General features: G+C 71.0%; 18 protein-coding genes. 9 read left to right on the plus strand and 9 right to left on the minus strand.

The genetic code is table 11. The features are described from left to right. Positions 1-110: 110 nt before the first annotated feature. From ACIG5E_RS29850 to ACIG5E_RS29865, 4 genes are all read left to right on the plus strand, one after another. On the plus strand, positions 111-1,373 hold the full coding sequence (locus tag ACIG5E_RS29850) for a helix-turn-helix domain-containing protein (RefSeq protein WP_396538576.1): 1,263 nt from the start codon (positions 111-113) through the stop codon (positions 1,371-1,373). A 239-nt stretch (positions 1,374-1,612) separates the two neighbouring features. Continuing rightward, positions 1,613-2,887, plus strand: coding sequence for an alpha/beta hydrolase family protein (locus tag ACIG5E_RS29855; protein ID WP_396538578.1), 1,275 nt, complete (start codon positions 1,613-1,615; stop codon positions 2,885-2,887). A gap of 392 nt (positions 2,888-3,279) precedes the next feature. Further along, positions 3,280-4,674, plus strand: a complete 1,395-nt coding sequence (locus ACIG5E_RS29860; protein WP_396538580.1) for an endonuclease domain-containing protein — start codon at positions 3,280-3,282, stop codon at positions 4,672-4,674. A 1,297-nt stretch (positions 4,675-5,971) separates the two neighbouring features. After that, complete coding sequence (locus ACIG5E_RS29865; RefSeq protein WP_396538582.1) at positions 5,972-6,484, plus strand: DinB family protein; 513 nt, start codon at positions 5,972-5,974, stop codon at positions 6,482-6,484. Positions 6,485-6,491: 7 nt separating this feature from the next. Here the strand turns inward: ACIG5E_RS29865 and ACIG5E_RS29870 are convergent, their stop codons facing one another. After that, entirely contained in the window at positions 6,492-7,574 is a 1,083-nt protein-coding gene (locus ACIG5E_RS29870; RefSeq protein WP_396538638.1) for an IS630 family transposase, read from the minus strand. 346 nt (positions 7,575-7,920) lie between these two features. Further along, on the minus strand, positions 7,921-8,511 hold the full coding sequence (locus ACIG5E_RS29875; protein WP_396538584.1) for a DUF6939 family protein: 591 nt from the start codon (positions 8,509-8,511) through the stop codon (positions 7,921-7,923). A 413-nt stretch (positions 8,512-8,924) separates the two neighbouring features. Here ACIG5E_RS29875 and ACIG5E_RS29880 point away from each other — a divergent pair, with 413 nt between their 5' ends. Continuing rightward, complete coding sequence (locus ACIG5E_RS29880; protein WP_396538640.1) at positions 8,925-9,452, plus strand: DUF4265 domain-containing protein; 528 nt, start codon at positions 8,925-8,927, stop codon at positions 9,450-9,452. Next, a complete protein-coding gene (locus ACIG5E_RS29885) occupies positions 9,412-10,572 on the plus strand; it encodes an RNA-guided endonuclease InsQ/TnpB family protein (protein ID WP_396538586.1) in 1,161 nt (386 codons plus the stop codon). Before ACIG5E_RS29880 ends, ACIG5E_RS29885 begins: the two co-directional genes overlap by 41 nt. 66 nt (positions 10,573-10,638) lie before the next feature. On the opposite strand, the gene ACIG5E_RS29890 is transcribed toward ACIG5E_RS29885, so the two are convergent. Further along, positions 10,639-11,244: a DUF6210 family protein gene (locus tag ACIG5E_RS29890; RefSeq protein WP_396538588.1), complete on the minus strand. Its 606-nt coding sequence runs from the start codon at positions 11,242-11,244 to the stop codon at positions 10,639-10,641. A 330-nt stretch (positions 11,245-11,574) separates the two neighbouring features. Here ACIG5E_RS29890 and ACIG5E_RS29895 point away from each other — a divergent pair, with 330 nt between their 5' ends. Then, positions 11,575-13,077, plus strand: coding sequence for a hypothetical protein (locus ACIG5E_RS29895; protein ID WP_396538590.1), 1,503 nt, complete (start codon positions 11,575-11,577; stop codon positions 13,075-13,077). Between the two features lie 303 nt (positions 13,078-13,380). Here the strand turns inward: ACIG5E_RS29895 and ACIG5E_RS29900 are convergent, their stop codons facing one another. Then, positions 13,381-14,568, minus strand: a complete 1,188-nt coding sequence (locus ACIG5E_RS29900; RefSeq protein WP_396538592.1) for an RNA-guided endonuclease InsQ/TnpB family protein — start codon at positions 14,566-14,568, stop codon at positions 13,381-13,383. A 309-nt stretch (positions 14,569-14,877) separates the two neighbouring features. On the opposite strand from ACIG5E_RS29900, the gene ACIG5E_RS29905 reads away from it, so the two are divergent. Then, positions 14,878-15,291 (plus strand): hypothetical protein, encoded by a 414-nt coding sequence (locus ACIG5E_RS29905; protein WP_396538594.1) that lies wholly within the window; start codon positions 14,878-14,880, stop codon positions 15,289-15,291. 96 nt (positions 15,292-15,387) lie between these two features. Here the strand turns inward: ACIG5E_RS29905 and ACIG5E_RS29910 are convergent, their stop codons facing one another. From ACIG5E_RS29910 to ACIG5E_RS29920, 3 genes are read right to left on the minus strand one after another with little or no spacing between them, the layout of a single operon-like run. Beyond that, positions 15,388-15,792: a DUF6009 family protein gene (locus tag ACIG5E_RS29910; RefSeq protein ID WP_350512420.1), complete on the minus strand. Its 405-nt coding sequence runs from the start codon at positions 15,790-15,792 to the stop codon at positions 15,388-15,390. Continuing rightward, entirely contained in the window at positions 15,789-17,480 is a 1,692-nt protein-coding gene (locus ACIG5E_RS29915) for a phage/plasmid primase, P4 family (protein WP_396538596.1), read from the minus strand. Before ACIG5E_RS29915 ends, ACIG5E_RS29910 begins: the two co-directional genes overlap by 4 nt. After that, positions 17,477-18,580, minus strand: coding sequence for a bifunctional DNA primase/polymerase (locus ACIG5E_RS29920; RefSeq protein WP_396538598.1), 1,104 nt, complete (start codon positions 18,578-18,580; stop codon positions 17,477-17,479). Before ACIG5E_RS29920 ends, ACIG5E_RS29915 begins: the two co-directional genes overlap by 4 nt. A 1,146-nt stretch (positions 18,581-19,726) precedes the next feature. Between ACIG5E_RS29920 and ACIG5E_RS29925 the strand changes: the two genes are divergently transcribed. Then, positions 19,727-20,098 (plus strand): fic family toxin-antitoxin system, toxin component, encoded by a 372-nt coding sequence (locus tag ACIG5E_RS29925; protein ID WP_396538600.1) that lies wholly within the window; start codon positions 19,727-19,729, stop codon positions 20,096-20,098. A gap of 44 nt (positions 20,099-20,142) precedes the next feature. Here the strand turns inward: ACIG5E_RS29925 and ACIG5E_RS29930 are convergent, their stop codons facing one another. After that, entirely contained in the window at positions 20,143-20,583 is a 441-nt protein-coding gene (locus tag ACIG5E_RS29930; RefSeq protein WP_396538602.1) for a VOC family protein, read from the minus strand. 122 nt (positions 20,584-20,705) lie between these two features. Further along, positions 20,706-21,662, minus strand: a complete 957-nt coding sequence (locus ACIG5E_RS29935) for an alpha/beta hydrolase (protein ID WP_396538604.1) — start codon at positions 21,660-21,662, stop codon at positions 20,706-20,708. Between the last annotated feature and the right edge of the window lie 624 nt (positions 21,663-22,286).

The following is a 22,286-nucleotide window of genomic DNA, read 5'->3' on the forward strand; positions in this document are numbered from 1 at the left end:
ACACCTGACGGCACGATGGGTAGGGTGGAACGGCGAACCGGGCTCTGACCAGCGGGGGTGGAACGGGCCTGGAACGCCGGAACGGGACACCGGGGATTCGGAGGGGACGGGTGTCGGAGGGTACGGGGGCCGCGGAGACGGAGGAGTTCGCGCGGCTGCTGCGCGAACTCAAGACCCGCTCGGGCCTGAGCTACGGAACGCTGGCCAAGCGGCTGCACACGAGTACGTCGACGCTGCACCGCTACTGCAACGGCACGGCGCTGCCGCACGAGTACATGGCGGCGGAGCGCTTCGCACGGATGTGCCGGGCGACTCCGGAGGAGCTCGTGGAGCTGCACCGGAGCTGGATCCTGGCGGATGCGGCCCGGGGGCGGCGGGCCGAGCGGGCCGAGCGGGCCGCGGAGTCACCGGCGATCCCGGTTGTCCCGGTTGCACCCCCTGCTGAGGAGGAGGGCGGGGCGCCGGTCGTCGCGGTGGTGGCGGAGCCCGCGCCGCCGCGGCGACGCCGTAGCGCGCTGATCGCCTGCGCCGCGGCCGTCGCCCTGCTGGGCACCGTCGTGGTCGTCACGCGTCCCACGATCTGGGGTGGTGGGAACGATCCGGGCGCTGCCACGGCTGCGACGACGGGGGCGACGGGCACGGCGGGCACGGCGGGCGTACCGGAACCGTCCCCGTCCGCCTCCGCCACCGCGGTTGCGACCGCCACAGCGACGCCGGCGGTCGCCGTTACGGCGACCGCCCCGAGCCCGAGCGCGTCCCCGTCCGCCGACGGGCCCGCGCCGCTCACCGTCGGCACCCGCCCGTACGTCTACAACGACCCGTGCAGCCAGCACTTCCTCGTCAACAGCGCCCCCGCCCAGGTCGGGCCGCCCGCCCCCGAGCGCGACGCCCCGCGCTGGGCCGCCGCCTACGGTGCGGTCTCCGCCGGCGGGCAGGAGGTCGCCCTCACCGTTCAGGGCACCGGATCGGACACGGTCGTCCTGGAGGCGCTGCACGTGCGGGTCACGGCCAAGGGCGCGCCGCTCGCCTGGAACGACTACTCGATGGGCGTCGGCTGCGGCGGCGGGATCGAGACCAAGTCCTTCGACATCGACCTCGACCGGGGCAGTCCCGTGATCACCGTCAAGGGCGGCCAGCGCGACTTCCCGTACAAGGTCAGCGAGTCCGACCCCGAGGTCTTCTACATCACCGCGCACACCAAGGCGCACGACGTCCGGTGGGACCTCACGCTGGACTGGTCCAGCGGCAGCCGCCGCGGCACCATACCGATCGACAACAAGGGCACCCCGTTCCGCACCAGCGCCAACGTCAACCGCCCCGGCTACGACTACCCGCCGGGCAGCAGCGAGTGGATCAAGCGGATGGGTGGCTAGGTGTTCTGTCCCGTGCGGTTGGGGACGCGGCTGGCGGATGGCTTGCCTGCGAGTGTGGTGTGTCCGCGGTGGTGATCCCACAGCCCCCGGCCGGCACTCCGATGGCCTGTGGTGCCGGACACCGCCATACCGGGGTACTACAGAGGACTTGACACCCTGGTATGACGGTTTCCGCCCCTCCTCGCCCGTACCGTCGCCCCTGTTCAGGGCGAGACGGAACCGAACGAGGAGGAACGGCGATGAGCAGGCGAGGTCGGACCGTGGCGGCGGTGCTGCTGGCGGCGACGGCGGCGTTGGGCGTGGTCGGCGCGCCGGGCGCGGTGGCGGCGCCGCAGCGGGGCACCGGGCAGCAGGCCAGGGCCTGGCTGCCGCAGCCCACCGGGCCGTACCCGGTCGGCACGACGTCCCTGCAGCTCACGGACGACCACCGGGACGACCCGTGGAAGCCCGGGCAGCACCGCAAGCTGATGATCAGCTTCTGGTACCCGACCACCCAGCCCGCCACCGGCAACGACCGCACGCCGTACATGCTCCCCGCTGCCGCCGATCACTTCGGCAGCGCCGGGAGCGTCGGCCAGAGCGAACACGAATTCGATCCCGGCCGCACCGACTGGGCAGGCATCCGCACCCACGCCCGCGCCGACGCGCCCGCCCTCCCCGGCGGCAAACGGCCCGTCGTGCTGTACTCGGCGGGCTTCGGCGACCCGCGCACCTGGGGCACCGGCCTGGTGGAGGACCTCGCCTCGCGCGGCTACGCCGTCGTCACCGTCGACCACACCTACGACGCCTCCGAGGTCGCCTTCCCCGACGGGGACCTCGCCACCTCCGTCCTCCCCGCGCTGATGGCCCAGCCCGGCCTCGACATGGGCGCCCTCCTACGCAAGATGCTGCAGACCCGGGTCGACGACACCCGATTCGTCCTGGACCAGCTCGCCGGGCTACGCCACGACAAGCAGCTGCCGGCCGGCCTCGCAGCCTCCCTCGACCTCGACCGGATCGGAATGGTCGGCCACTCCGGAGGCGGCTCCACAGCCCTCCAGACCATGCACGACGATCCACGCCTCAAGGCCGGCGTCAACCTCGACGGCCAGCTGCACTTCCCCGGCCCGGACGGGAGGACCGGCGTCTTCCCGACCAGCGTCGCCGAGGACGGCCTGACCCGGCCCTTCCTGCTCATGGGCACCCAGGACCCCGACTCCGGCAGCTACCACCAGCAGCCCGGCTGGGACGCCCTGTGGCAGCACAGCACCGGCTGGCACGCCGACGTGACCCTCACCGGCTCCCGCCACGGCTCCTACACCGACGCGCAGTCCCTGCTGCCCCAGCTCGCCCGCCAGGGCGCGATCAGCGGGACGAAGCTGACCGCCGACGTCGGCGACGTCCGCCCGGACCGCGCGGTGCAGGCCACCCGCTCGTACGTCGCGTCGTTCTTCGACCGCTGGCTGCGCGGCCACGACGACCATCTCCTGGACGGCCCGTCACCGCGTTTCCCCGAGGTGGTCTACGAGCGGTGATCCGCGACCGGAACCGAGTGTGACACGCGTGACGGGGGTACGGCTTTGGCCTCAAGCTGCTCCACCAGGTCGCACAAGGCAGCCTTCGCGGCCTCGCCATCACCGTGGTCGGACCGACTAGGAGTTCGTGCCCGAGGTCGACAGCGGCCACGCCCTGTTCTGGGCCCGGCGGCTTCATAGACGCCCTCCCGCACCGGCACTCCACCGGGGTCAGATCGTTCCGCCGAGGGGGCGCGTCGCCCAGGCTCTGACCTTGATCCACAGCAAACAGCCGGAAAGCAGGCCCACCGAGGCCCTCCCGCATCTCACGGAGGCCGGTGCCGATCGGGCCGTCCTGGGGCTTCGTGGTCTCAAGTCAGCGGGCCTCCCCCGCCCGCGCATAGAGTTTCCTGGTGACCCGCCCCGACCCGTACGACGTCCTCGCCCAGTGGCTCGCCGCCGGCCTCGGCAAGCACGGCCGCGCCCTGCAGGGCACCACGCCCACCCGGTACGAGGCCGACGTCCGGGACTGGCTGTACTTCACCGAGGAGACCACCGGCATCGGCGCCTGGAACGCCAACGAGTCGACGGCCTCGACCTGGGCGTACGCCCCCGCCCTGCGACCCCCGAACCCGGACCGGCCCTCGCGCCGTCCCCTGGCACCGCGCGTGTCCCTGCACAACCCCGCCCGCCGCCTGGCCGCCCTCGCCGCCTACTACTCCTACGCCGCCGGCGCCGGCCACATCCCCGAACCGCCGTTCAACGCCGCGGCCCTGCGCCCCGCCCCCACCGCGCTGCCCCGCACCGCCCCGCTCACCCTCGAACAGGCCGCCGCCCTGCAGTACGCGGCCGACGACATCCTGCCCGGACGCCACCGCCGCGGCCCCTACGACACCGCCCCGCACCGCGACCGCCTGCTCGTCCACCTCCTCCTCGACGGCCTGCGCCCCCGCCAGGCCGTCGGCATCGACCTGGAAAGCCTGAACGAGGAGGACCCGCACCGCCGGATCCGCACCCTCACCTGCCCCGCCCCCAAGGGCGACGGCACCATCACCCACCAGCCCTCCCGCGAGGTCTGGCAGGCCATCGCCGACTACCTCCCCCACCGCGTCGACGGCCGCGACCCCGAAACCGGCCGCCGCCCCCTGCTCACCAGCCGCAACGGCCGCCGCCTGGACTCCAACACCATGCCCGGACGCATCGTCAAAGCCATCGCCGCGCGCGTGCCGGAACTCATCTTCGAACCGAACACCATCACCCCCGACCGCCTCGCCATGGCCCCCGCCGTCCTCCTCGACCACCCCCTCCCACCCCCCGGCCCCGACGGCTGGGCCCCACCGGACGCCCCACCCCTCTCACGCCTCCGCCTCGACCTGCGCCACGCCCTCGACACCGCCCCGCACTGCCCACCCGTCAACGGCGGCTGCCCCGCGGACTGCGAACGCTGCGCCGTCCGCCAACGCCTGTGGACCCAGTGGGAACAGCGCTGGAACGCCACCACCCCGGCCTACCTGTCCTGGCCACTGCCGCCCTACGACCACCACCAACGCCCCGCCGAACGCCTCCTCGCCTACCACCAGCACCGCTGCGCCATCTGCGGCTCCCTCCCCGCCCCCGGCCGCCCCGCCCACACCGAGGACCACGACCCCCACACCGGCCTCACCCGCGGCCTGCTCTGCCACCACTGCCGCCCCCAGGCCGAACGCGGCGCGGCCCCGTTCTGGGTCCGCTACCACGAGCGGCCGCCGGCCGCCGTGCTCGGGCTGGAGCTGCACTACCCGGCCCTGGACGGGGGGCGGCGGCGGTAGGCGCGCCGCCCCCGCCCAGGGCGTCAGCAGCCATTCCCCGCAGCGGACTCGCGAATCTGACCGACTCGGAGCTGCGCACGATGGTCGTGCCGACAACATCCGCGCGGATTTTCCGCGGAAAATCGGTCGGCCGCAGGAACGGCGCCCCTGCCGGAATGACGGACGGTCAAGCCCCCGAAGCCGCCGCCTGCCTGCTTCTGACATCGCATCGCCGATTCTCGCGAGCAGGCCATCGACGCCAGCCTGGTTTGCCACAGGTTTAATGGCGTCATTTGTGTTCAAAGCTCAAAGCGTGGCGTGAGCGCAGCAACCACATCACGCTCCTTCGCGGAGATGCCACTCCCAAAGGTCCGCACAGTGACACCGGCTCCGGCCGTCGCCCACCGCACTCGCCACAGGCGAGGGGGTGGGTTCAGGAAGCGGAACAGACAAGACCTTCAAAGCCACGCAGGAAAGTCCGTCCTCCCGGCCCCGGTCCGGGAGAACAGGCAGACCTATTGAGACGGCGAGGGGTTCAGCTTCTCCCCCGCGTCAGATCTGCCCGACTCGGGGGCGGGAAATTTTCCGCGGAAAATCCAGATCCACGACGCACGGGCTCCGCTGCTCTGCCGATCCCGGAGACGCTGTATTTGCCGACGTGGCCCGCCGTCCTGGACGCCCGTAGGACTCCGGCCTGCGGCTGCCCTCCCCGGGGCAACTATCAGCGTCTCGCCCTACGCCTTCTCCCCCCGACGGCACCGGCTGGGGGGGTTCAGTGGCGCTCTCTCCCGGCAGCGCCAGCGGCCCATCGCCCCGGCTTCACCCGCTCGGTGCGCCCCGACACTCAGGCTCCGCACCGAGGTCGGCGACATCAGTCGTCCGCGTCGAGGACTTCCACCACCAGGTCACCCAGGAGCCGTTGAGCCCGCAGCGGGGCGGGTGACCAGTTCGACGAGCGGGTAGCGCAGCGGGAGGTCCCGCTTCCGGCCGAGGAGCTCCGTGACCCGCACCTGCCCCCCGGCATCCGAACCACGGCGACTCGGCCCCGTAGGACCTGCCAGCGGGAACGGGCACCTGTTTCCCGTGCCCGAGGCAGGTAGGGAGGCCGTCCTCCCGGCGGCGTCAACCAACGCCGCCTTCACGGAGTCCGGCGTCTCCCCGCACCTGCCGGGCAGAGATGGTGCCGCTGCATCGCGTCCGTCGGCAGCCGACTCCTCGAAGGGCCGGGGCGCACGTGGCTAGTGCCGCATCAGGCAACGTTCGCCCTGTAGTGAGGCCCCGCCTGTCGACGGCTTCGGCCGCTGGGGATAATCGACCGATGAGCGCCTTCGATCGCCCTATGCCGCCCCTGAACGCCGACGAGCGCACGACGCTTGAGAGCTGGCTCGACTTTCACCGCACCACACTGGCCATGAAGTGCGAGGGGCTGGACGATGAGCAGGCCGCCGAGGCGTCCGTGCCGCCGTCCGGCTTCACGCTGACCGGCCTGGTCCAGCACATGGCGGAGGTGGAGCGGAATTGGTTCCGCCGCGTGTTCGCCGGAGAACAGGCCCCGCCCATCTACGACCCGCAGGCCGACCCGGATGCCCCCGACGGTGGTTTCGATGTGGCTGAGGGCGCCACCCTGAGCGACGCCCTCGCCACCTGGCACGCGGAGATCGCCCGCGCCCGCGAGCACTGCGCCGACCGCGCTCTGACCGATACGGGCCGCTTCATGGAGCAGGACGTCAACCTCCGCTGGATCTACGTCCACATGATCGAGGAGTACGCCCGCCACAACGGCCACGCCGACCTGGTCCGGGAACGCATCGATGGCACCACCGGCGTTTAGCGCCGGATCAGGCAGCGTTAGCCCTGTCGACGACAGCGCGTAGGCGCTGGTCGTCGGCATGGCGGTTTCGCCAGATGATGTAGCGGCGGATCATGCTGCCCTGCTCCTTATGGCTGGCATGGTCGGTGCCGTCGAGGGTGAAGTAGCGCAGCGCGGTGAACTGGGCCTCGATGCGGTTGAGCCAGGAGCTGTTGGTGGGGGTGTAGGTGATCTCGACGTTGTTCGCCGCGGCCCAGGTGCCGACGCGTTGGCACTTCTTGGTGGTCAGGTGCGGGGAGAAGTTGTCGCAGACGATCGCGATACGGACCTGGGGCGGGTAGAGGCTGCGCAGGTAGCGGCAGAATTCCAGGAACTGGGTGCGCTTCTTGACCGGCTTGATGTGGCCGTAGAGCTTGTCCTTGGCCAGGTCCAGGGCGGCGAACAGGTGCCGTACTCCGCCGTAGCGGTTGTAGGTGGCCCGGCGCCGTCGGCGAGGTTCGCGGTCGGGGTCCTTGTGCTTGCCGCCGCGTTCGGCCCACTGCCGGCCCGGGTGGGGCATCAGGTTGAGCGGCCCGAACTCGTCCATGCAGAAGATGACTTCGGGCTCGCCCTCCTCGGGTATGACCTCGGCGTCGGCGATCGCGTAGAGGTGCTCGACGCGGGCCTTCTTCGCTGCGTAGTCAGGGTCTTTGGAGGTCTTCCAGGTCTTCAGGCGTTGAAAGGAGACGCCTTCCTCGCGGAGCAGGATGCGCAAGCCCTCGTGGCTGATGTCGTCGACCACCCCCTCGGCGACCAGGAAGTCCGCCAGCTTGGTCAGGCTCCAGGTCGAAAACGGCAGGTCGTGCTCGGCCGGCTTGGACTTCGCGATCTTCTTGATCTCGCGCCGCTCGGGCAGGGTGAAGGTCTTGGGCCGGCCGCCCTTGTACTTCGGATACAGGGAGTCGAAGCCGTCGGTGTTGAAGTTGTGGATCACGTCCCGGACCCGGTCCGCGCTCGTGAACGTCACCTCGGCAATCTTCGCCACGGGCATACCCTGCGCGGACAGCAGCACCATCTGGGCGCGCCGCCAGGTCACCACCGACCCCGTGCCTCTGCGGATGGTCCGCAACAGGCGCTGCCCCTCGTCGTCATCGATCTCGCGGACCACGTACTCGTTCTGCCACCCAGACAGCCTGGCGACACCGCGCCGTCCGGACCAGCATCCGAACGGCGCGTCACGTCACTACGGGGCAAAGGTCGTCTGATGCGGCACTAGGAGTCCCGGCTCGGGAGGATCGGGACTGCGTATTCATCCGTGGCGCCGCCTCAAGGGAGTGTCGTGTGGGTCCTGCCGGGTCCAAGCCACCACCTCCTGGTGCCCGGGCAGCGGATCCGATCCACGAACCAGGTCGGGAAATTTTCCGCGGAAAATCGGTGGGGCTCTGTCCGCTCTGACGAAGCACAGCAGTCGGCCCGGTTCACTCGTGGCATTCGACCGCGGAAACCCCGGGAACCTCAAGGTCGTCCTCAGCGGGCCAGCGCCCTTCTATGTGCAGCTGGATGAGCGCGGCGTGGGACAGCGGGGTGGTGGGGTCGGCGACGTCCCCGTTGGTGGTGTAGTCCAGGAGTACGACATCGTCCTTGTTCCTGAGCTGCTCGACCAGGTCGGCGACTCGGTGCTCAAGGATCCAACGGTAGGCCGGCAGGTAGATCCGGCGCCGAGCCGTTTCGTAGGGCAGCAGCCGGTTGCCGTCCAGACCGGTTCGGTGACCCTGGACGGGACCGTACCGGCGGACCGTCCGCTTCAGGCCCTTCATCGTGGTGACCCCGAGCTTCGCGGGGTCGACGTCGGAGTCCTGGAAGACCTTGAGGGCTTGCCAGATCCCTTCCACGGACTGGCTGGTCGCTCCGTCGCTGTAGGGGACCGGGATACCGCCGTGCGGGTAGAACGGGCTGAACCGCACCCACGGGTCCGGTGCCTTGGAGGTGACGTCGATGATCTCCGCGCCGGGGAAGGCGGCGGTCAGTGAGGTCATCGCGCGGCGGCGACTGGCAATGCGGATCGACATCTGAGGCCCCCTGGGGATTGATGGCAACAACCGTCGAGCATCCCCGATGCCACTGACATCCCCGCCGCCCGTGGGAGCCGTAGAGAGGAGAGCTGACAGGGCCCCGAGCACGCGGCAGTCGGCTGGCACGACGTGGCCAGGCTCGTCACGTCTGCCGGCCGCGGCTCCCCCAGCTTCGATTTTCCGCGGAAAATCCGGACGCGCCGGTGGTCCACCGCGCGGACGGGTGTCCGACGGCACGATGGCGCGCAGGGGACGGCCTACGCGGCCCGAGCCGTCTACCGGTCGTCGAGCCGCGGAATTTTCCGCGGAAAATCGGTCGACCGCAGGAAACAGCGTCCCTGGCGGAATGACGGACGGTCAAGCCCTTGAAGCGTGAGGGCGAGTGCGCGATCTTCTGGACCGTGACCTCTATGACTCCCTCCGGGCCCGTGGCTGCCGAGAGCAATCGGATCAAGGTGTGGTTCCGGTTCGTGCCGCGTGAAGACTGGCTTCCCTATGACACTGAGGGGCTGTGGGCAACGCGGCTGAGCGCCGATACCGCCCGGGTGGAGAACATCCCCTTCCTGCAGAACGGGGTGGCCGAGGGCGAGGCCGTGCGGTTCGTGACGGATGCCGACGGTCTCCGTTGGTCGAAGGAGCGAGTGGAGGCGTCGGGCAACTGCACCATCCGGGTCCTGCCCGTTCCCTCCGGGCCGCTGGGGCGAAGCGCTCGGGCCGTGCACGAGCGGCTGTCGCCGTTTGGCCTCGGCGGTGAGGTCTTCAGCATGATCTTGCGAGGAACCCCGGCGCTTCAGGGCCGGGAGGAATCGCATCCTCGGCCTGGAGCAGTGAAGCGGCGGAGTTCTCTATGTCACCGCTCGGGCGGGCGTTGTCAGTGCCTCCTTGTAGCTTGCGGGCATGAAGACCGTGACGCAGGTGAAGCTCCTGCCGACGCCTGATCAGGCGTCGGCTTTGGAGCGCACCCTGCGAACGGTCAACGAAGCGGCGTGCTGGGTGTCCGGGATCGCGTTCGAGCGCGGTGTCCCGCGTGAGTACGAGCTGCGCAAGCACACCTACGCCGAGTTGAAGGCCCGTGGGCTCGGGGCGCAGACCGCGCAGCATGTGATCAAGAAGGTTCGTGACGCCTACACCGCGTTGACGGTGAACATCAGGGCCGGGAACCTCGGCAAGCCGGGGAGCAAGCGCCGCGTCAAGGCCGAGTCCAAGCCGATAATCTTCCGGCCACAGGCAGCCCAGCCCTATGACGACCGATGCCTGAGCTGGCAGTTGGACGCGCGGACCGTGAGCATCTGGACGACGGCCGGCCGACTCAAGGGGGTGCGGTTCGCGTGCTCCCCGGATGCGCTGAAGACACTTCGCGATTGCCGCCGGGGCGAGAGCGACCTGATCCGGCGCGACGGTGTCTTCTACCTGATCGCCACCTGCGACGTGCCCGAAAAGCCACTCAACGAGAACGCTGCCGGGTTCCTCGGCGTAGACCTCGGAATCGTCAACATCGCCACCACCAGCGACGGCACCCGGCACGCCGGGCGCGGCCTGAACCGGCACCGCAAGCGCCAGCTCGACCTTCGCCGCAAGTTGCAGGCCAAGGGCACCAAGTCCGCGAAGCGGCTGCTCAAGAAGCGGGCCCGTAAGGAAGCCCGGTACGCGGCGGACGTCAACCACCGAATCTCCAAGACCATCGTCACCACCGCTGAACGCACCGGTCGCGGTGTCGCTCTGGAAGACCTGAGCGGCATCCGCGACCGGGTACGGCTCCGCAAGGACCAGCGGACCTCCCTGCACTCGTGGGGCTTCCACCAGCTCGGCCGGTACATCGCGTACAAGGCCAAGCGAGCCGGTGTGCCGCTGGTGTACGTCGACCCGGCGTACACCAGCCGGCAATGCTGCGAGTGCGGACACATAGACCGGAAGAACCGGCCGAAACAATCCGAGTTCGCGTGCCGCGCCTGCGCAGTCATGATGCACGCGGACCACAACGGTGCCCGCAACATCGCCCGCAAGGGCGAGGCTGCGTGGACAGCGGGGCGTCAGTCATGCGTCCCAGAGCCAGCCTGACGGCAGCTCTCAGACGTGGGAGGCCACGCGACAGCCAGCCGCGCCCTACCCACAAGCCCGGTCCCTTTAGGGCCGGGTCAAGTTGACCCTCGAACCAAGGCGCCGGACTCGGGTGCCGCGATTCGGATGTTGTCGTACGGGTGCTCCGCCACGGGATGACGCCATCTGCGGCACCGGGGGACCGGGGTGCGAAGTGTCGTAATCGCCTCTGGGAGCGAGCGATGTCGACCGCGTCTCGGCCCGATGCAGCTCCGCGGCCCCTCGAATTTTCCGCGGAAAATCGGTCGCCCGGAGCGGACCGGCCGGTGGCTGGTCGGAGTTCTCCCAGACCAGTACGCCGGGACCGTCAGCCGTGATGACCGGGATCCAGGCCTCGGCGGCCTCCGAGAGCCAGGGCTCGTCGAGGACCAGCGGCGGCGGGTAGAGATCACCGCTACGACCGGAGCCGTACATCCCCAGGGAATCGACGGCGGCCCGTAGCCGGTCGAGCACCCCGGCCGGCCACTCCAGGCCGCACTTGTCCCATCCCTTCAGCTCGCCGACGAAGATCTCGTTCATGTCCTCGTCCAGGTCCGTTCCGGAGAGCGGGACGAGGTAGCCCTCCTGCTCGTACCGCGCGCAGGCGTGGCCGCCGCACTGGTTCTGGTGGACGACGCCGGTGGGGGCCGCCACGATGACTTACATCCAGCCGCCGCCACACCCGTCCGGGTCGAGGTAGACGTGCCGCTTTGCCGTCGTCGCGTCGTGGGGCTGGTCCGTCATCAGGGTCGGTCTCCGGTGGGATCCGGGTGGTCGGCGGTCTGGAGGAGCTCGCACCGGCGACTGCCGTCCGTGGTGGCGGGGCCATCGAACCTCGGCCGGGGTCCGCGGACCACTGGATTTCGGTGGGCGCCCGGCATCCCGGATCCGGCCGCCGGCGGGCTCCGGAATTTTCCGCGGAAAATCCGGGGGACCAACACCCCCCCACCGATGCCGCGTCTTGATCACTGCGACGATGTTCCGATGTCCTCCTCGCCCCTCCCCGACCTGTGGCTGCGCGGCGTCGCCGCCAACCCCGCCGCTCCGTCCGAGGTCCTGCTGCGTCTCCTGGCCCCGCAGGCGCGCGCCGCCTGGCCGGTCCTCTGCAGGGGGAGGAGGCTTCCCGCAGAGGTCGTCGAGGCGGTGCTCGCCCACCCGGAGAGGGCGGTTCGCCGGGCCTTCGCCCGTAGCCGGTACGCCGCTCCCGCTCAGCGCGGGCGGCTCGTCGGCGACCCGGATTCCCTCGTCCGCGCGACCCTGGCCGCAGGACCGCGCCCGCGCCTGGGGGTGGCCGACACCCTCCCCGACGACGTCCTGGAGACGCTACTGACCGCGCGGAACGACGACTGGCAGGAGCAGCGGCTGACCGCCGACGAGATCAAGCAGGAGCTGGCGTCTTCCGGGCAGATCCCGCAGTCGTTCCGCCGCGGGATGGTCCGGCACCCGAACCCGGAGCTGCGGGCCCAGGCCACGAGTCTGTGGCTGTGGCTCAACCCCGCACAGCGCGAGGCGCTCCTGACCGACCCGGATCCGGCGGTGTCGGAGGCCGCGCGTGAGAGCAACCGGATCCTGGAGCCGGCGGCGATGGAAGCGGACCTGCCGGAGCGCGACTGCCACTACCGGTCCCTGCTGCTCGTCAACTACGCCGTCTCCCAGGCGGTGGCCGAGCGCTGCCTCGCTCAGGGGCGCAACCTGTGGGCGCTCGCCTCCAACCACCACACGCCCGGCAACGTCGTCGCCCGGCTGGCGCGCGACCCCGACCCGGCGGTGCGGGAGCGGGTGGCCGCCCGGGCCGACCTGGACGCGGCTCTGCTGGCGGTACTCGCCGAGGACCCGGACGAGACCGTACGGACCCGGGCCCGGCTGCAGCCGCTCCCGCGGACCTGGCCGCAGCGCGCCGCCCTCGACCGGGTCGTCGGGCACACGGCCGAGTGCGTCGGTCCGGTCGGCGAGATGTTCCTGGAGCCGGAGGCGGGCTGGTACGAGGCGTGCGCGGTGTCCGAGGAGCCCCTGATGCGCCGGGTCGCCGCGACGTGCGCATGGCTGCCGGGGGAGTCGGTCCGGTGCTTGGCCGCCGACCCGGACCCGGATGTACGGCACCTGCTGGCCCTCAACCATCCGCTGGCACCGCCGGCGATCGTCCTCGACGCCTTCATCGCCGTACCGCGCCACCGCCCCTACCTGCTGACGCTGCCCCGGCTTCCGCGCACCGGACTGGGGCACCTCCTCGACCACGCCGACGCGGAGGTCCGCGCCCTGGCCGCCGCCGACAGCGGCCTCGCCGAGCCGCCGGTACGGCTGCTGTCCGACCACGACCCCGGTGTCCGCCGGGCGGCGGCCGCCAATCCGCTGCTTCCGCTGGAGCTGGTCTCGTCCCTCCTGGAGGCCCCGCAGCTGGCCGAGGGGGCCGCGGCCAACCCGTCGCTGCCAATCGCACGGCTCCACGAACTGCTCGACCGCGGCGGGCTGCCGGCCACTGCCCCGTAGCGGGAAAGCGGCAGCAGGACGGCCCGGGGCCAGCCGAACCACCGCGATCCGGAGATCCTCGACCTCTTCCGCGAGGTCGGCCGACGGGGCCGGGTTCGTACGGCCTGCTGCACGTACGCGATGACGAGGACCCCGCCCACGAGAACAAGGTGCGGAAGGTGACGGAGGCGCGGCCAGGTGGCTCCCCGTCAGGTGGCCGCCGGTGGGGAATGTCAACTACCTGGGACGGAAGTTCCCGGGCTTGTGGTTGACCGTGTGCCTGGCGAGTCGCCCCGTCAGCGGTCACCGCGTCTGACCAGCGCTCTACGGGGCGCTGGTGGGGCAGTTGACTGTGCCCCGCTGCCACGCAGCGTCCGCGCGGTGGCGGATGTTGCGGGAGGCTCCCCCAGCCTTCGGCCGGGAGGTGCCCCCATCATCCGCGTGCATCGTGGTGCCGCAGGCGCGGCACGCGAACGTCGCTTGGTCCACTCGGTTGGTCTTGTGGGTGTGCCGGCAGGAGGAGCACTGGCGGGAGGTGTTCCTCGGGTCCACGTGGACCACGGGAACGCCCGCGCGTTCGGCCTTGTAGGCGACGAACGCTCCGAGCTGGGCGAACGCCCAGGAGTGGAGGCGGTACCGCTGGTCGTGCCTGGCCTTGACCCTCTCGCGGATGCCCGTCAGGTCTTCCAGGGCGATCCCGCGCGAGGTGCGTTCAGCGGTGGTGACGATGGTCTTGGAGATTTGGTGGTTGGTGTCGGTGGCGAACCGCTGCTCGCGGCGGCGGATCGCCTTCAGACGGCGTTTGGCGGACTTGGTCTTCTTCGCCTGGAGCTTCGCGGTCAGCGCGCGCATGCGCTTGCGGTAGCGCTCCAGGCGACGCCCTGACAGCACCGCACCGTCCGAGGTGGTGGCGATGTTGACGATCCCGAGGTCCACCCCGAGGCAGTCGGCCGGCTCGAACGGCGCGGGTGCCGGGATGTCACAGGTGGCGAACAGGTACCAGGACCCGTCACAGAACACCAGGTCGGATTCACCCTGCCGATGCTCGGCGATCATCTTCGCCGCGTTCTCGGAGCAGACGAACCGGATGCCCTTCAACCGGCCGGCCACGGTCCAGATGGACACGGTCCGCTGATCGGCCCGCCACGACAGGCACCGATCATCGAACGCCTGCGCCGCGTCCTCACGGAAGACGACCGGCCTGGACTCCGCCTTGCTCCGGCGCTTGCCGCCCGGCCTGCCGAGGTTCCCGGCCTTGATGTTCGCCTTCAACGTCGCGTAGGCGTCGCAGACCTTCTTCACCACCCGCACCGCAGGCTGCGCGGACAGGCCGTACTCGTCCTTGACCTGCCGGTACACCAGTGGCTGAAGACCGTTGCGCCGCTGCTCACCGGAGTCGAACGCCACGCGCGAGACGTGGTTCGCGGCCCGGTTGCAGGCGCGCAGGGTGGCCGCCAGCGCGTCGGCCTGGTAGGCCGACGGCTCCAGCTTCACCCGCACCACGACCTTCACAGAGCGTGAGGTTAGTTCACGTAGGGCTACAGAACCAAACCGGGAGGTCAAAGCACACCGGAGAACTCCGCCGCTTCGCGGCTCCGAGACCAGGAGCCGATTCCTCCCGGGGCTGAAGCCCCGGGCCTCCTCGACAGAATCAGGTGAACTGGCCACTGACAGTCCGGCACTGGAGTTCTCGCCGGATGGTGCGGCGGTTCGTCGCGCGGGTCGCGGAGGTGCCGGACGGCCGTGGGGGCGGGGGAGGGGCCCGGATAGGCTGGAACAGCACGTCAGAGGGCCGTGGACGGCCGGGGAGGGTCCTGGAGCATGGGGAAGAAGAGCGAGCTGGACGACCTGCGGGCGCGGCTGGCGACGCTGGAGGCGGAGGTCGACCGCCTGCGTGGTGCGGCTGCGGCGAGGGGTACGACGACGGCAGCGGTGACCACTGACCAAAACCGAGCAACGGCCCGCTCCGCCCGGCAGAGCCATACCCCGGTGCTGAACACAACCCGCGAGGAACAGCCCGGGCAGCCCCAGTCGATGACCCGTATCGCCGATGCCCTCGGTGTCATGGTCTCCGGCCGGACCGAGGAACGGGCCGAAGAGCCGACCGAAGAGCCGACCCAGGTCCTGCGGACGCGCCCCGAGCCCCCGGAGAGCCGGAGCGCCCCGGTCGCCGAGCGCGGCGGCGGCCAGTTCCTGGAGAGCCTGCTGTCGGGCCGGCCGGCTCTTCAGAAGTAGCTACGCAAGAAGTAGGTACGCAAGCCGACAACAAGACGGTGCGGGGTGCGACCCGGGAACCCGAGTCGCACCCCGCACCATCCGCCCCTCCAGCCGTCAGGCCTTCGGCAGCGTTATCCCCAGTTCGAGCATGGCCGGCGAGGCCGGCCCGCCCTCGGAGCGCTCGGTCTTGTAACCCTTGACGCCGGGGGCGACGGTGCGCGGGTCCACCGCCTCGGAGGGGGCGCCGGTGGTGTAGAGGCCTTCCGGGTCCTGGTCGCGGTCGTGGGGCAGCAGCCAGAAGACGCGGCGGCGGAAGGTGCCGGAGGCGCGGGAGGACTTGGCGTCGGGGCCGAGGATCGCGTAGCCGACCATGCGGCCGTCGCGGTGGTAGGCCGGGCGGCCGCGCCGGGTGGTGAGACGGTCGAGCGACTGGCGCACGTAGTCGAGGTCGGTGGTGTCCTCGAGCCAGACGAGGTCGGTTTCGTGGGCGAGCTCGGCCGGGTCGATCAGCGCGCTCACGCGTTCTGCTCCTCTGTGTCGTCGGTGATCAGGCCGATGCCCGGGTAGTACTTGCGGCTGTTGGACAGGACCATCTCCTTGGGAGAGGTCATACCCAGTGTCTCGCGGACTCGTGCGGCGAACGCGCGGCCGGATACGGGATTGGCTCCTTCGAAGCCGCACCAACGGGTGTAGGCGCCGAAGAGCTGGGACTGTTCGGCGCGCATGCCCTCCCCGGTGACGCAGGCCTCCTTGAGGAAGCGGCCGACGTGGTCCTCGGTCTCCGCGTACGCCGTGGTGGCGGTCTGGACGGCCTGGGGGCCGGCCAGGTCCTTCTCACCGGCGAAGTAGCGGCGGGCGCCGTCGATGAGCCAGGCGAGGATACCGGGGCCCTCCTCGGCGACGAGGACGTGGGCCAGGTTGTCGATCTTGCGTTCCTCGGGGACGACCCGTTCGAACGGGATGAGGCGCATGCGGCGCCAGAAGGCGAAGCCGCCGGTGCCGACCTCGGGGCGGTGGTTGCCGAGCAGCCAGAGCTTGTGGGTGGGCTCGAAGGAGAAGAAGTCCTGGCGCATCCGGCGGGCCTTGATCTTATCGCCGCCGGTGAGGAGCTTGACCCGGGCCTCGTCGAAGCGGTCGCCGGGCTTGAGTTCGGAGCAGACGATGATGCGCCGGCCGTGGAGTTCGGCGAGGTCGGTGGGGTGGCCGTCGAAGGTCTTGGCCATCAGGAAGCCGGGCGGGGCCGCGTCCGCGTAGTCGCCGAGCAGCTGGATCATGACGTCCAGGAGGACGGACTTGCCGTTCTTTCCCTGGCCGTAGAGGAACGGCATGACCTGGGCGCCGACGTCGCCGCTGATCGAGTAGCCGAGCAGCAGGTGGAGGAAGTCCCGGGTCTGGCGGCCTTCCTTGTCGTCGCCGAAGGTGTCGGTGAGGAAGCGGTCCCAGCGCGGGGTGGGCATCCGGGCGGGGGCGAGCGTGGTGGAACGCGAGTGGTGGTGGACCTTGGGGTCCGGCGGGACGATGGCGCCGGTGCGCAGGTCGACGACGCCGCCGGGGGTGCACAGGGCGTAGGCGTCGGCGTCCAGCAGGGCGGCGTTGAGGACCATGCCGGGGGCGGACTTGGCCTGGGCGAGCATGGCGTTCATGCCCGAGGTGGACAGGGCGCGGCGGCGGTGCCGGCGCAGGTCGGTGTTGGTGTAGAGGCCGCGGGCGTCGTGGGTGGCGATGCTCTCGGCCATCTCGCCGGCGGCCCACAGGACGGTGTCGTCCTCGTCGAGCTGCCAGCGGTGGGTGGCCCAGCGGTACCAGCCGATGCCGGGGACGTGGCGGTAGTCGCGTCCGTAGAGGTGGACGAAGAGCTTGGCGTTGCCCCGGTCGGAGAGGGAGTCCGGCAGGAGGCCGTGCTGGCTCACCTGCGGGCCTGGCTGGGGGCCTGGCTGGGGGCCTGCCTGTGGACCTGCCTGCGAGCCTGCCGTGGCCTGGACGGTCTGCGGTGCCTGCGCATCGTGGAAGGGCTGGACGGGCGCCTGCGAAGCCGTGACGTGGGCCGGGGCGTGGGCCGGGGCGACGGGTGCGTCGAGGAGGCTCTCCTGGACGGCGGTGCCGTGCCAGGGGGCCTGCGCGGGCCCGGGGACGGGCGGGTACTCCAGGATCTGCTGGGCAGCGGCCACGGGATCGAAGACCGTCCTCTTGCGGGGGCTGTCGCTCATCCTCGCGCCTTCCCGATGTGCAGGGGCTGCCGGGCCCCGGCGGCGAGGCCGGAGCGGATGACGGCGGAGCTCTGCCGGTCCTGGGAGGGACGGGCGGTGCGGGCGGCGTCGGTCAGCAGTTGCTCGGCGGCGGCGTGGGTGAGGTGTCCGGCGGAGACGAGGCCGCCGACGGTGTAGGCGGCGCGGTTGAGCTTGCCGGTGAAGCCGGCTCCCTCGGGGGTGGTGGCACAGTCGGTGACGTCCTGGAGGACGGTGTCGAGGATCTTTTCGGCGCCCCGCTTCCCGCCTCCGGCTGCGACCACGGCCTGGCGGGCGCGGTCGGGGACGGCCGGCTGGGGGGTGCCGGGCTGCCGGGGGCGGTCCTTGAGGTGGCCGGTGCGGATGAGTTCCTCAGCGAGCCACTGGGGGAGCGGGGCGGGAGCCGGAGCACCGGGCAGGGGCGTGTAGGTGCCGCTGGTGGTGACGGTGCTGGGGGCGACGATGTAGCCGCCGTGGGCGCGCACGTCGACCTGCCAGGCGAGGGCCCGGCCGGTGGAGGAGCCGGTGGAGCAGGTGAAGCGGTGGTGGTCCTCGTCGCGGTACCAGATGTGCAGGCCGCCGGAGGGTGTGCGCACCCGCAGGGTGCCGATGTCCTGGGACGGGTCGGGGGCCTTGCGCAGGGCAGCCAGCAGGGCGAGGGTGTGGTAGCCGTTCTCCAGGCCGTCGAGGTCGACCCGGCCGTGGATCGGGATCCCGGGCAGGATCCGGTCCCGGGCGGGGACGTCGGCGGGGTGGCTGTCCACGTCGATGACCACCAGGCCCGCCGGACCGCAGGCGACGCCGGTACCGAAGCCCGGGTTGACCCGCCACCAGGCATTGATCACGTCCTGGTCGGTGGTGGCCGCGTGGAAGCCGTGGCACCAGCGACCGACCCGGGGGCAGAGGCACTCGGCGGGGGAGTGCGGGGAGTCCTGGCAGGGCTGGCAGTTCGCCGGCGGGGTCTTGCGCCCGGGAGCCAGCGGATGGACGGGCCACCCCTGGGCGGCACACCAGCGCGCGACGGCCAGTGCGTCCGGCTGACGCTCCGTTCGGTCGCTCCCCACGGCCTTCGGCGCCGTCACGCTGGTCCCTTCCCCTTGGTTCGGTAGCTGCTGCAGCTTCTTCGGTAGCTCGGTAGCTGCCCGGATTTGGGTCGCTCGTCCAGTCGCTGACGGCAAAAAGCCAGGTCAGAGCACTGGCGGGTGCCAGATCAGCGACTGAAGCGACCGAAGTCCAGAAGATAGCTCACACAGACTAGCCGAGCGAGCACATACGGTCCCGGACTGCCGGCACTTACCAGGACTTGCCGGGGAACTGAGCGACCGAATCCCGGGGCAGCGACCGAGTCGCTTCGGTCGCTGATTTCGGTCCACCAGCGTTTTCGCAGGTCGAGGCCGATTTTCCCAGCAAACAGCGACTGAAGCGACTGAAGCCCGGGTCTATAACGCGCACACGCACACGGGAATGTCTTCATATACCCGGCCTTGAGTCGCTTGGGTCGCTGATGGGACGGCTGCATGGGCTCTGACCTGGTGTTTTGTCCAGCGACTGAAGCTCAGCGACTGAAAGCGACTGAGTCTCTCGGGGCCTGGCCCTCGGCGTGTCGCGCGTGTCGGGCCCGGTTGCAAGACGCCGGCTCGGTCGCTGGGTCGCTTCGGTAGCTCCGGTCGCCGACCGAGGAACGGAGCGGACGGCGGGCGCCGTCGCGCAGGAGTTCCGGCCCTGGGTCGCTTCAGTCGCTTGGGTCGCTCGGTCGCTGCCCGCAGGACAGGAAGCCGCGAGGGCGCCGGAGTCTGCCCCGAGGCCGTCAGGCCAGCTACCGAAGCGACCCAAGCGACTCTGGCACGGACATGCAGCCGGCCCCGCTGCACTTGGCAGGGACCCGCCCCGCGGGGTCCATTCCCGTATCGACCCGGCCGCCCATGGACCCCCGCGAGCAGCTCGATGCGCACCGCGCCGGTCGGGCCGACACCCGAGGGCTGCGGCGCCGGTCGCCGGTAGCAGCGCTGCAGGGCCCTGGCCACCGATGCGGATTCCGGCACAGCCCGCCCACCGCACGGGCAGGATTCCACCGCGCTTTGATAGCGCCCGCTACACATCGCTACGCTCGCGCACATGACGCAGCTGACCGCGCGACCGGAGAACGCCGCGCCCGCCCGGGGGCGGGTCTTCGAGGCAGAGTTCGGGCCGTACCCGGCCACGGCCCGCGACGCCACGGCGGACGCCGCGTGATCCTGCGGATCGACCGGGCCTGGCTGCTCGACATCGCCCACCAGTTCCTGCCCGGCGACCCCGACATCACCGACTACGGCACCCTCGCCGCCGCCGTGGCCCGGCACGCCGACGAGGTCATGGGCGTCCCTGTCTACGAGGCCGTGAACCAGCGCGCGGCCGCCCTGATGCACCAGCTGATCCGCGTCCCGGCCCTGGAGTCCGCCAACGAGCACTTCGCCGCCGTCGTCGCCGCCTCCTACCTCAGCGCCTCCGGCGTCATCGTCACCGCCGAACCCGAACAGGCAGTCGACCTGGCCGCCCGCATCCGCGCGGGGAACGCCGACGTCCGGGAGGCCGCGGCCGTCATCCGCACCTGGTACCGCTGACGACCACCGGCGGAGCGCCCCCGCGAGCCGAGCGAAGGGCCGCTCTAGCCGATCTGTTCGGCCAGGGCGAGGACGATGCCCGAGGGGCCGCGGAGGTAGCAGAGGCGGTAGACGTCCTCGTACTGAGCCACCTCGCCGATCAGTTCGGCGCCATGGGGGCGCAGGCGGGCGATGGTGTCGTCGATGTCGTCGACGGCGAACATGACCCGGTGCAGGCCCAGCGTGTTCGGCGGAGGGTTGTGCGACCCGTCGCCGATCGCCGCGGGGGCATGGTACTGCGCGAGCTCCAGCCTGCCGTGGCCGTCCGGGGTCCGCAGCATCGCGATGTCGCTGCGGACCCCGTCGAGTCCGACGGCCTGGTCCGCGAAGAGGCCCTCGATCTGCGCCTTGCCTTCGACCTCCATGCCCAGTTCGGTGAAGAAGGCGACGGCGGCGTCCAGGTCTTCGACCACGATGCCGACGTTGTCCATCCGCTGAAGCGTCATGACGGTTCTCCCTCTGCCTCTGGCTCTGCGTTGCGCGGCCCTTCGAGGCCACCGGTATACCGAGGACGGAGCCGGTGGCCCGTTCTCGACACCCGTAAGCGGACCGAAGCGGCCGCGTCTTCTCAGGCGGTGGTGAGCGCGTGCCCCAGGAGCGACATCGCGTCGGGCATCACCCGCCGCCAGAAGCCGTCCGTGTGCTCGCCGTCGGGGAACCGTTCCACTCGCGCCCGCACCTGCCGCGCGACCTGGCGGGCGGCAGGGCAGAACGGGTCCTCCTGGCCGCACCACACGCCGAGGGCGCCGGCCTGCAGCTGGTCCAGACGGAGTGCCGGCTCGTGGGCCCGCCAGTCCGCCTCGTCGGCGTACCCGCCGGTGGTGCGGGCGTCCGCCCAGGTGCGGAAGACGGCCGGGCTGAGCAGCGCGACGGCGTCAAGATTGCGGCCGGCCTGGGTGCGTCCGATGGCGTACTGCAGGGCGCCTGAGCCGCCCATGGAGATCCCCATCACGGCGCGTGGCGTGGGCAGTTGGCGGGCGTGAAGCCAGCCGGGGAGTTCCTCGCGGAGCATCGCCTGAGGGTCGTCGCCGCCTGAGGCTTGCGGGTGCCAGTACGTGGCGTCCCCGCCGTCCACCGCGACGACGGCGAACGGCGGCACGCCGCCCTTGACCGCGGCCGCCAGGAACTGTGGAACCCCGAGCGTCACCATGCCCTGGGCGTCGTTCCCGCGCCCGTGCAGCAGGACGCAGACCGGCAGGTTCGTGCTCGCCGCAGCTCCGGGCGGGAGCATGGTCACCATCGTGACCTCCCGCCCCCGCGCCGCCGAGCGCACCTTCTCGACGCGCACGGGCCCCGGGACCGCGTCCGGCACCGTGCCGTCCGTCCCGGTCATCCCCAGTGCCTTCTTCAGCGTCACCCCGCCGGGCAGCCATCCGGCGAGCATCCCGCCCCCGGCCGCGGCCCCGAGCAGGGCACCGCCGCCCACGACGCCGGCCCCGATCCGTAGCAGGCGCCGCCGTGACAGCGCGCGGTCGGCGGGGTCCGCCGAGGACTGCCCGGTAGGGCTGCTGGTGTGTGTGGTCATGTCTGTCGGCCTTTCGCCGTTCGGTTTCGTGCGCGCGGCCGTGGTCAGGCGGTGCACAGGTCGGAGCCCGTGAACACGCCTGCGTTCACGAGGTACGCGTAGATGTCTGCCGTGCCAACGGCCCCAGCAACTCAGAGCAGCGGCAGTGGCAGTGCAGTGGCAGCGGGCCATGGCAACGGCAGGGCAGGGCAGGGCTGGGCTGGGCTGCCTGCCGGCCGGCCTACAGCCTCTGATTGACCCCACGGCCCGGTTGAGCGGACCAACGTGGTGGCCTGGCCGAGCGCAGGCGGCGGATGTACAGATGTCGGCACGCTTCCCCCCGTCGGCCGGCCCAAGCAAAAAACGATCATCGTCGTGGACGAGGGATCAGACCACCTGGTTCCGTCCACGCCTTGAGCACAACAGTGAACAGGGCCTGGAGGAGTTCGACTCCTTCGGCTGGGTGTGGCTCCCAGTGGGGGGTGCCGGGATCGTGTTCGGTGGCGGGAGGCCGCGGGTTACGGCTGGGGGGTGAGGCGCAAGGTGGTGGCGCGTGCCTGTTCGGCGGTCATGGGTTCGACGTAGCCGGCGTAGTGGCCGTACTTGAGTGGTAGGCGGCGTCGATGCGGTCGTTGACGGCTGACG

Source organism: Kitasatospora sp. NPDC053057 (assembly GCF_044546945.1).
In the GTDB taxonomy this organism is placed as follows: domain Bacteria; phylum Actinomycetota; class Actinomycetes; order Streptomycetales; family Streptomycetaceae; genus Kitasatospora.

Bases quoted from the DNA above. Each gene is read 5' to 3' on its own strand.
- ACIG5E_RS29885 (WP_396538586.1), top strand. From the start codon at position 9,412: ATGAAGACCGTGACGCAGGTGAAGCTCCTGCCGACGCCTGATCAGGCG.
- ACIG5E_RS29935 (WP_396538604.1), bottom strand. From the start codon at position 21,662: ATGACCACACACACCAGCAGCCCTACCGGGCAGTCCTCGGCGGACCCC.
- ACIG5E_RS29895 (WP_396538590.1), top strand. From the start codon at position 11,575: ATGTCCTCCTCGCCCCTCCCCGACCTGTGGCTGCGCGGCGTCGCCGCC.
- ACIG5E_RS29875 (WP_396538584.1), bottom strand. From the start codon at position 8,511: ATGTCGATCCGCATTGCCAGTCGCCGCCGCGCGATGACCTCACTGACC.
- ACIG5E_RS29880 (WP_396538640.1), top strand. From the start codon at position 8,925: ATGACTCCCTCCGGGCCCGTGGCTGCCGAGAGCAATCGGATCAAGGTG.
- ACIG5E_RS29865 (WP_396538582.1), top strand. From the start codon at position 5,972: ATGAGCGCCTTCGATCGCCCTATGCCGCCCCTGAACGCCGACGAGCGC.
- ACIG5E_RS29930 (WP_396538602.1), bottom strand. From the start codon at position 20,583: ATGACGCTTCAGCGGATGGACAACGTCGGCATCGTGGTCGAAGACCTG.
- ACIG5E_RS29855 (WP_396538578.1), top strand. From the start codon at position 1,613: ATGAGCAGGCGAGGTCGGACCGTGGCGGCGGTGCTGCTGGCGGCGACG.
- ACIG5E_RS29915 (WP_396538596.1), bottom strand. From the start codon at position 17,480: ATGAGCGACAGCCCCCGCAAGAGGACGGTCTTCGATCCCGTGGCCGCT.
- ACIG5E_RS29905 (WP_396538594.1), top strand. From the start codon at position 14,878: ATGGGGAAGAAGAGCGAGCTGGACGACCTGCGGGCGCGGCTGGCGACG.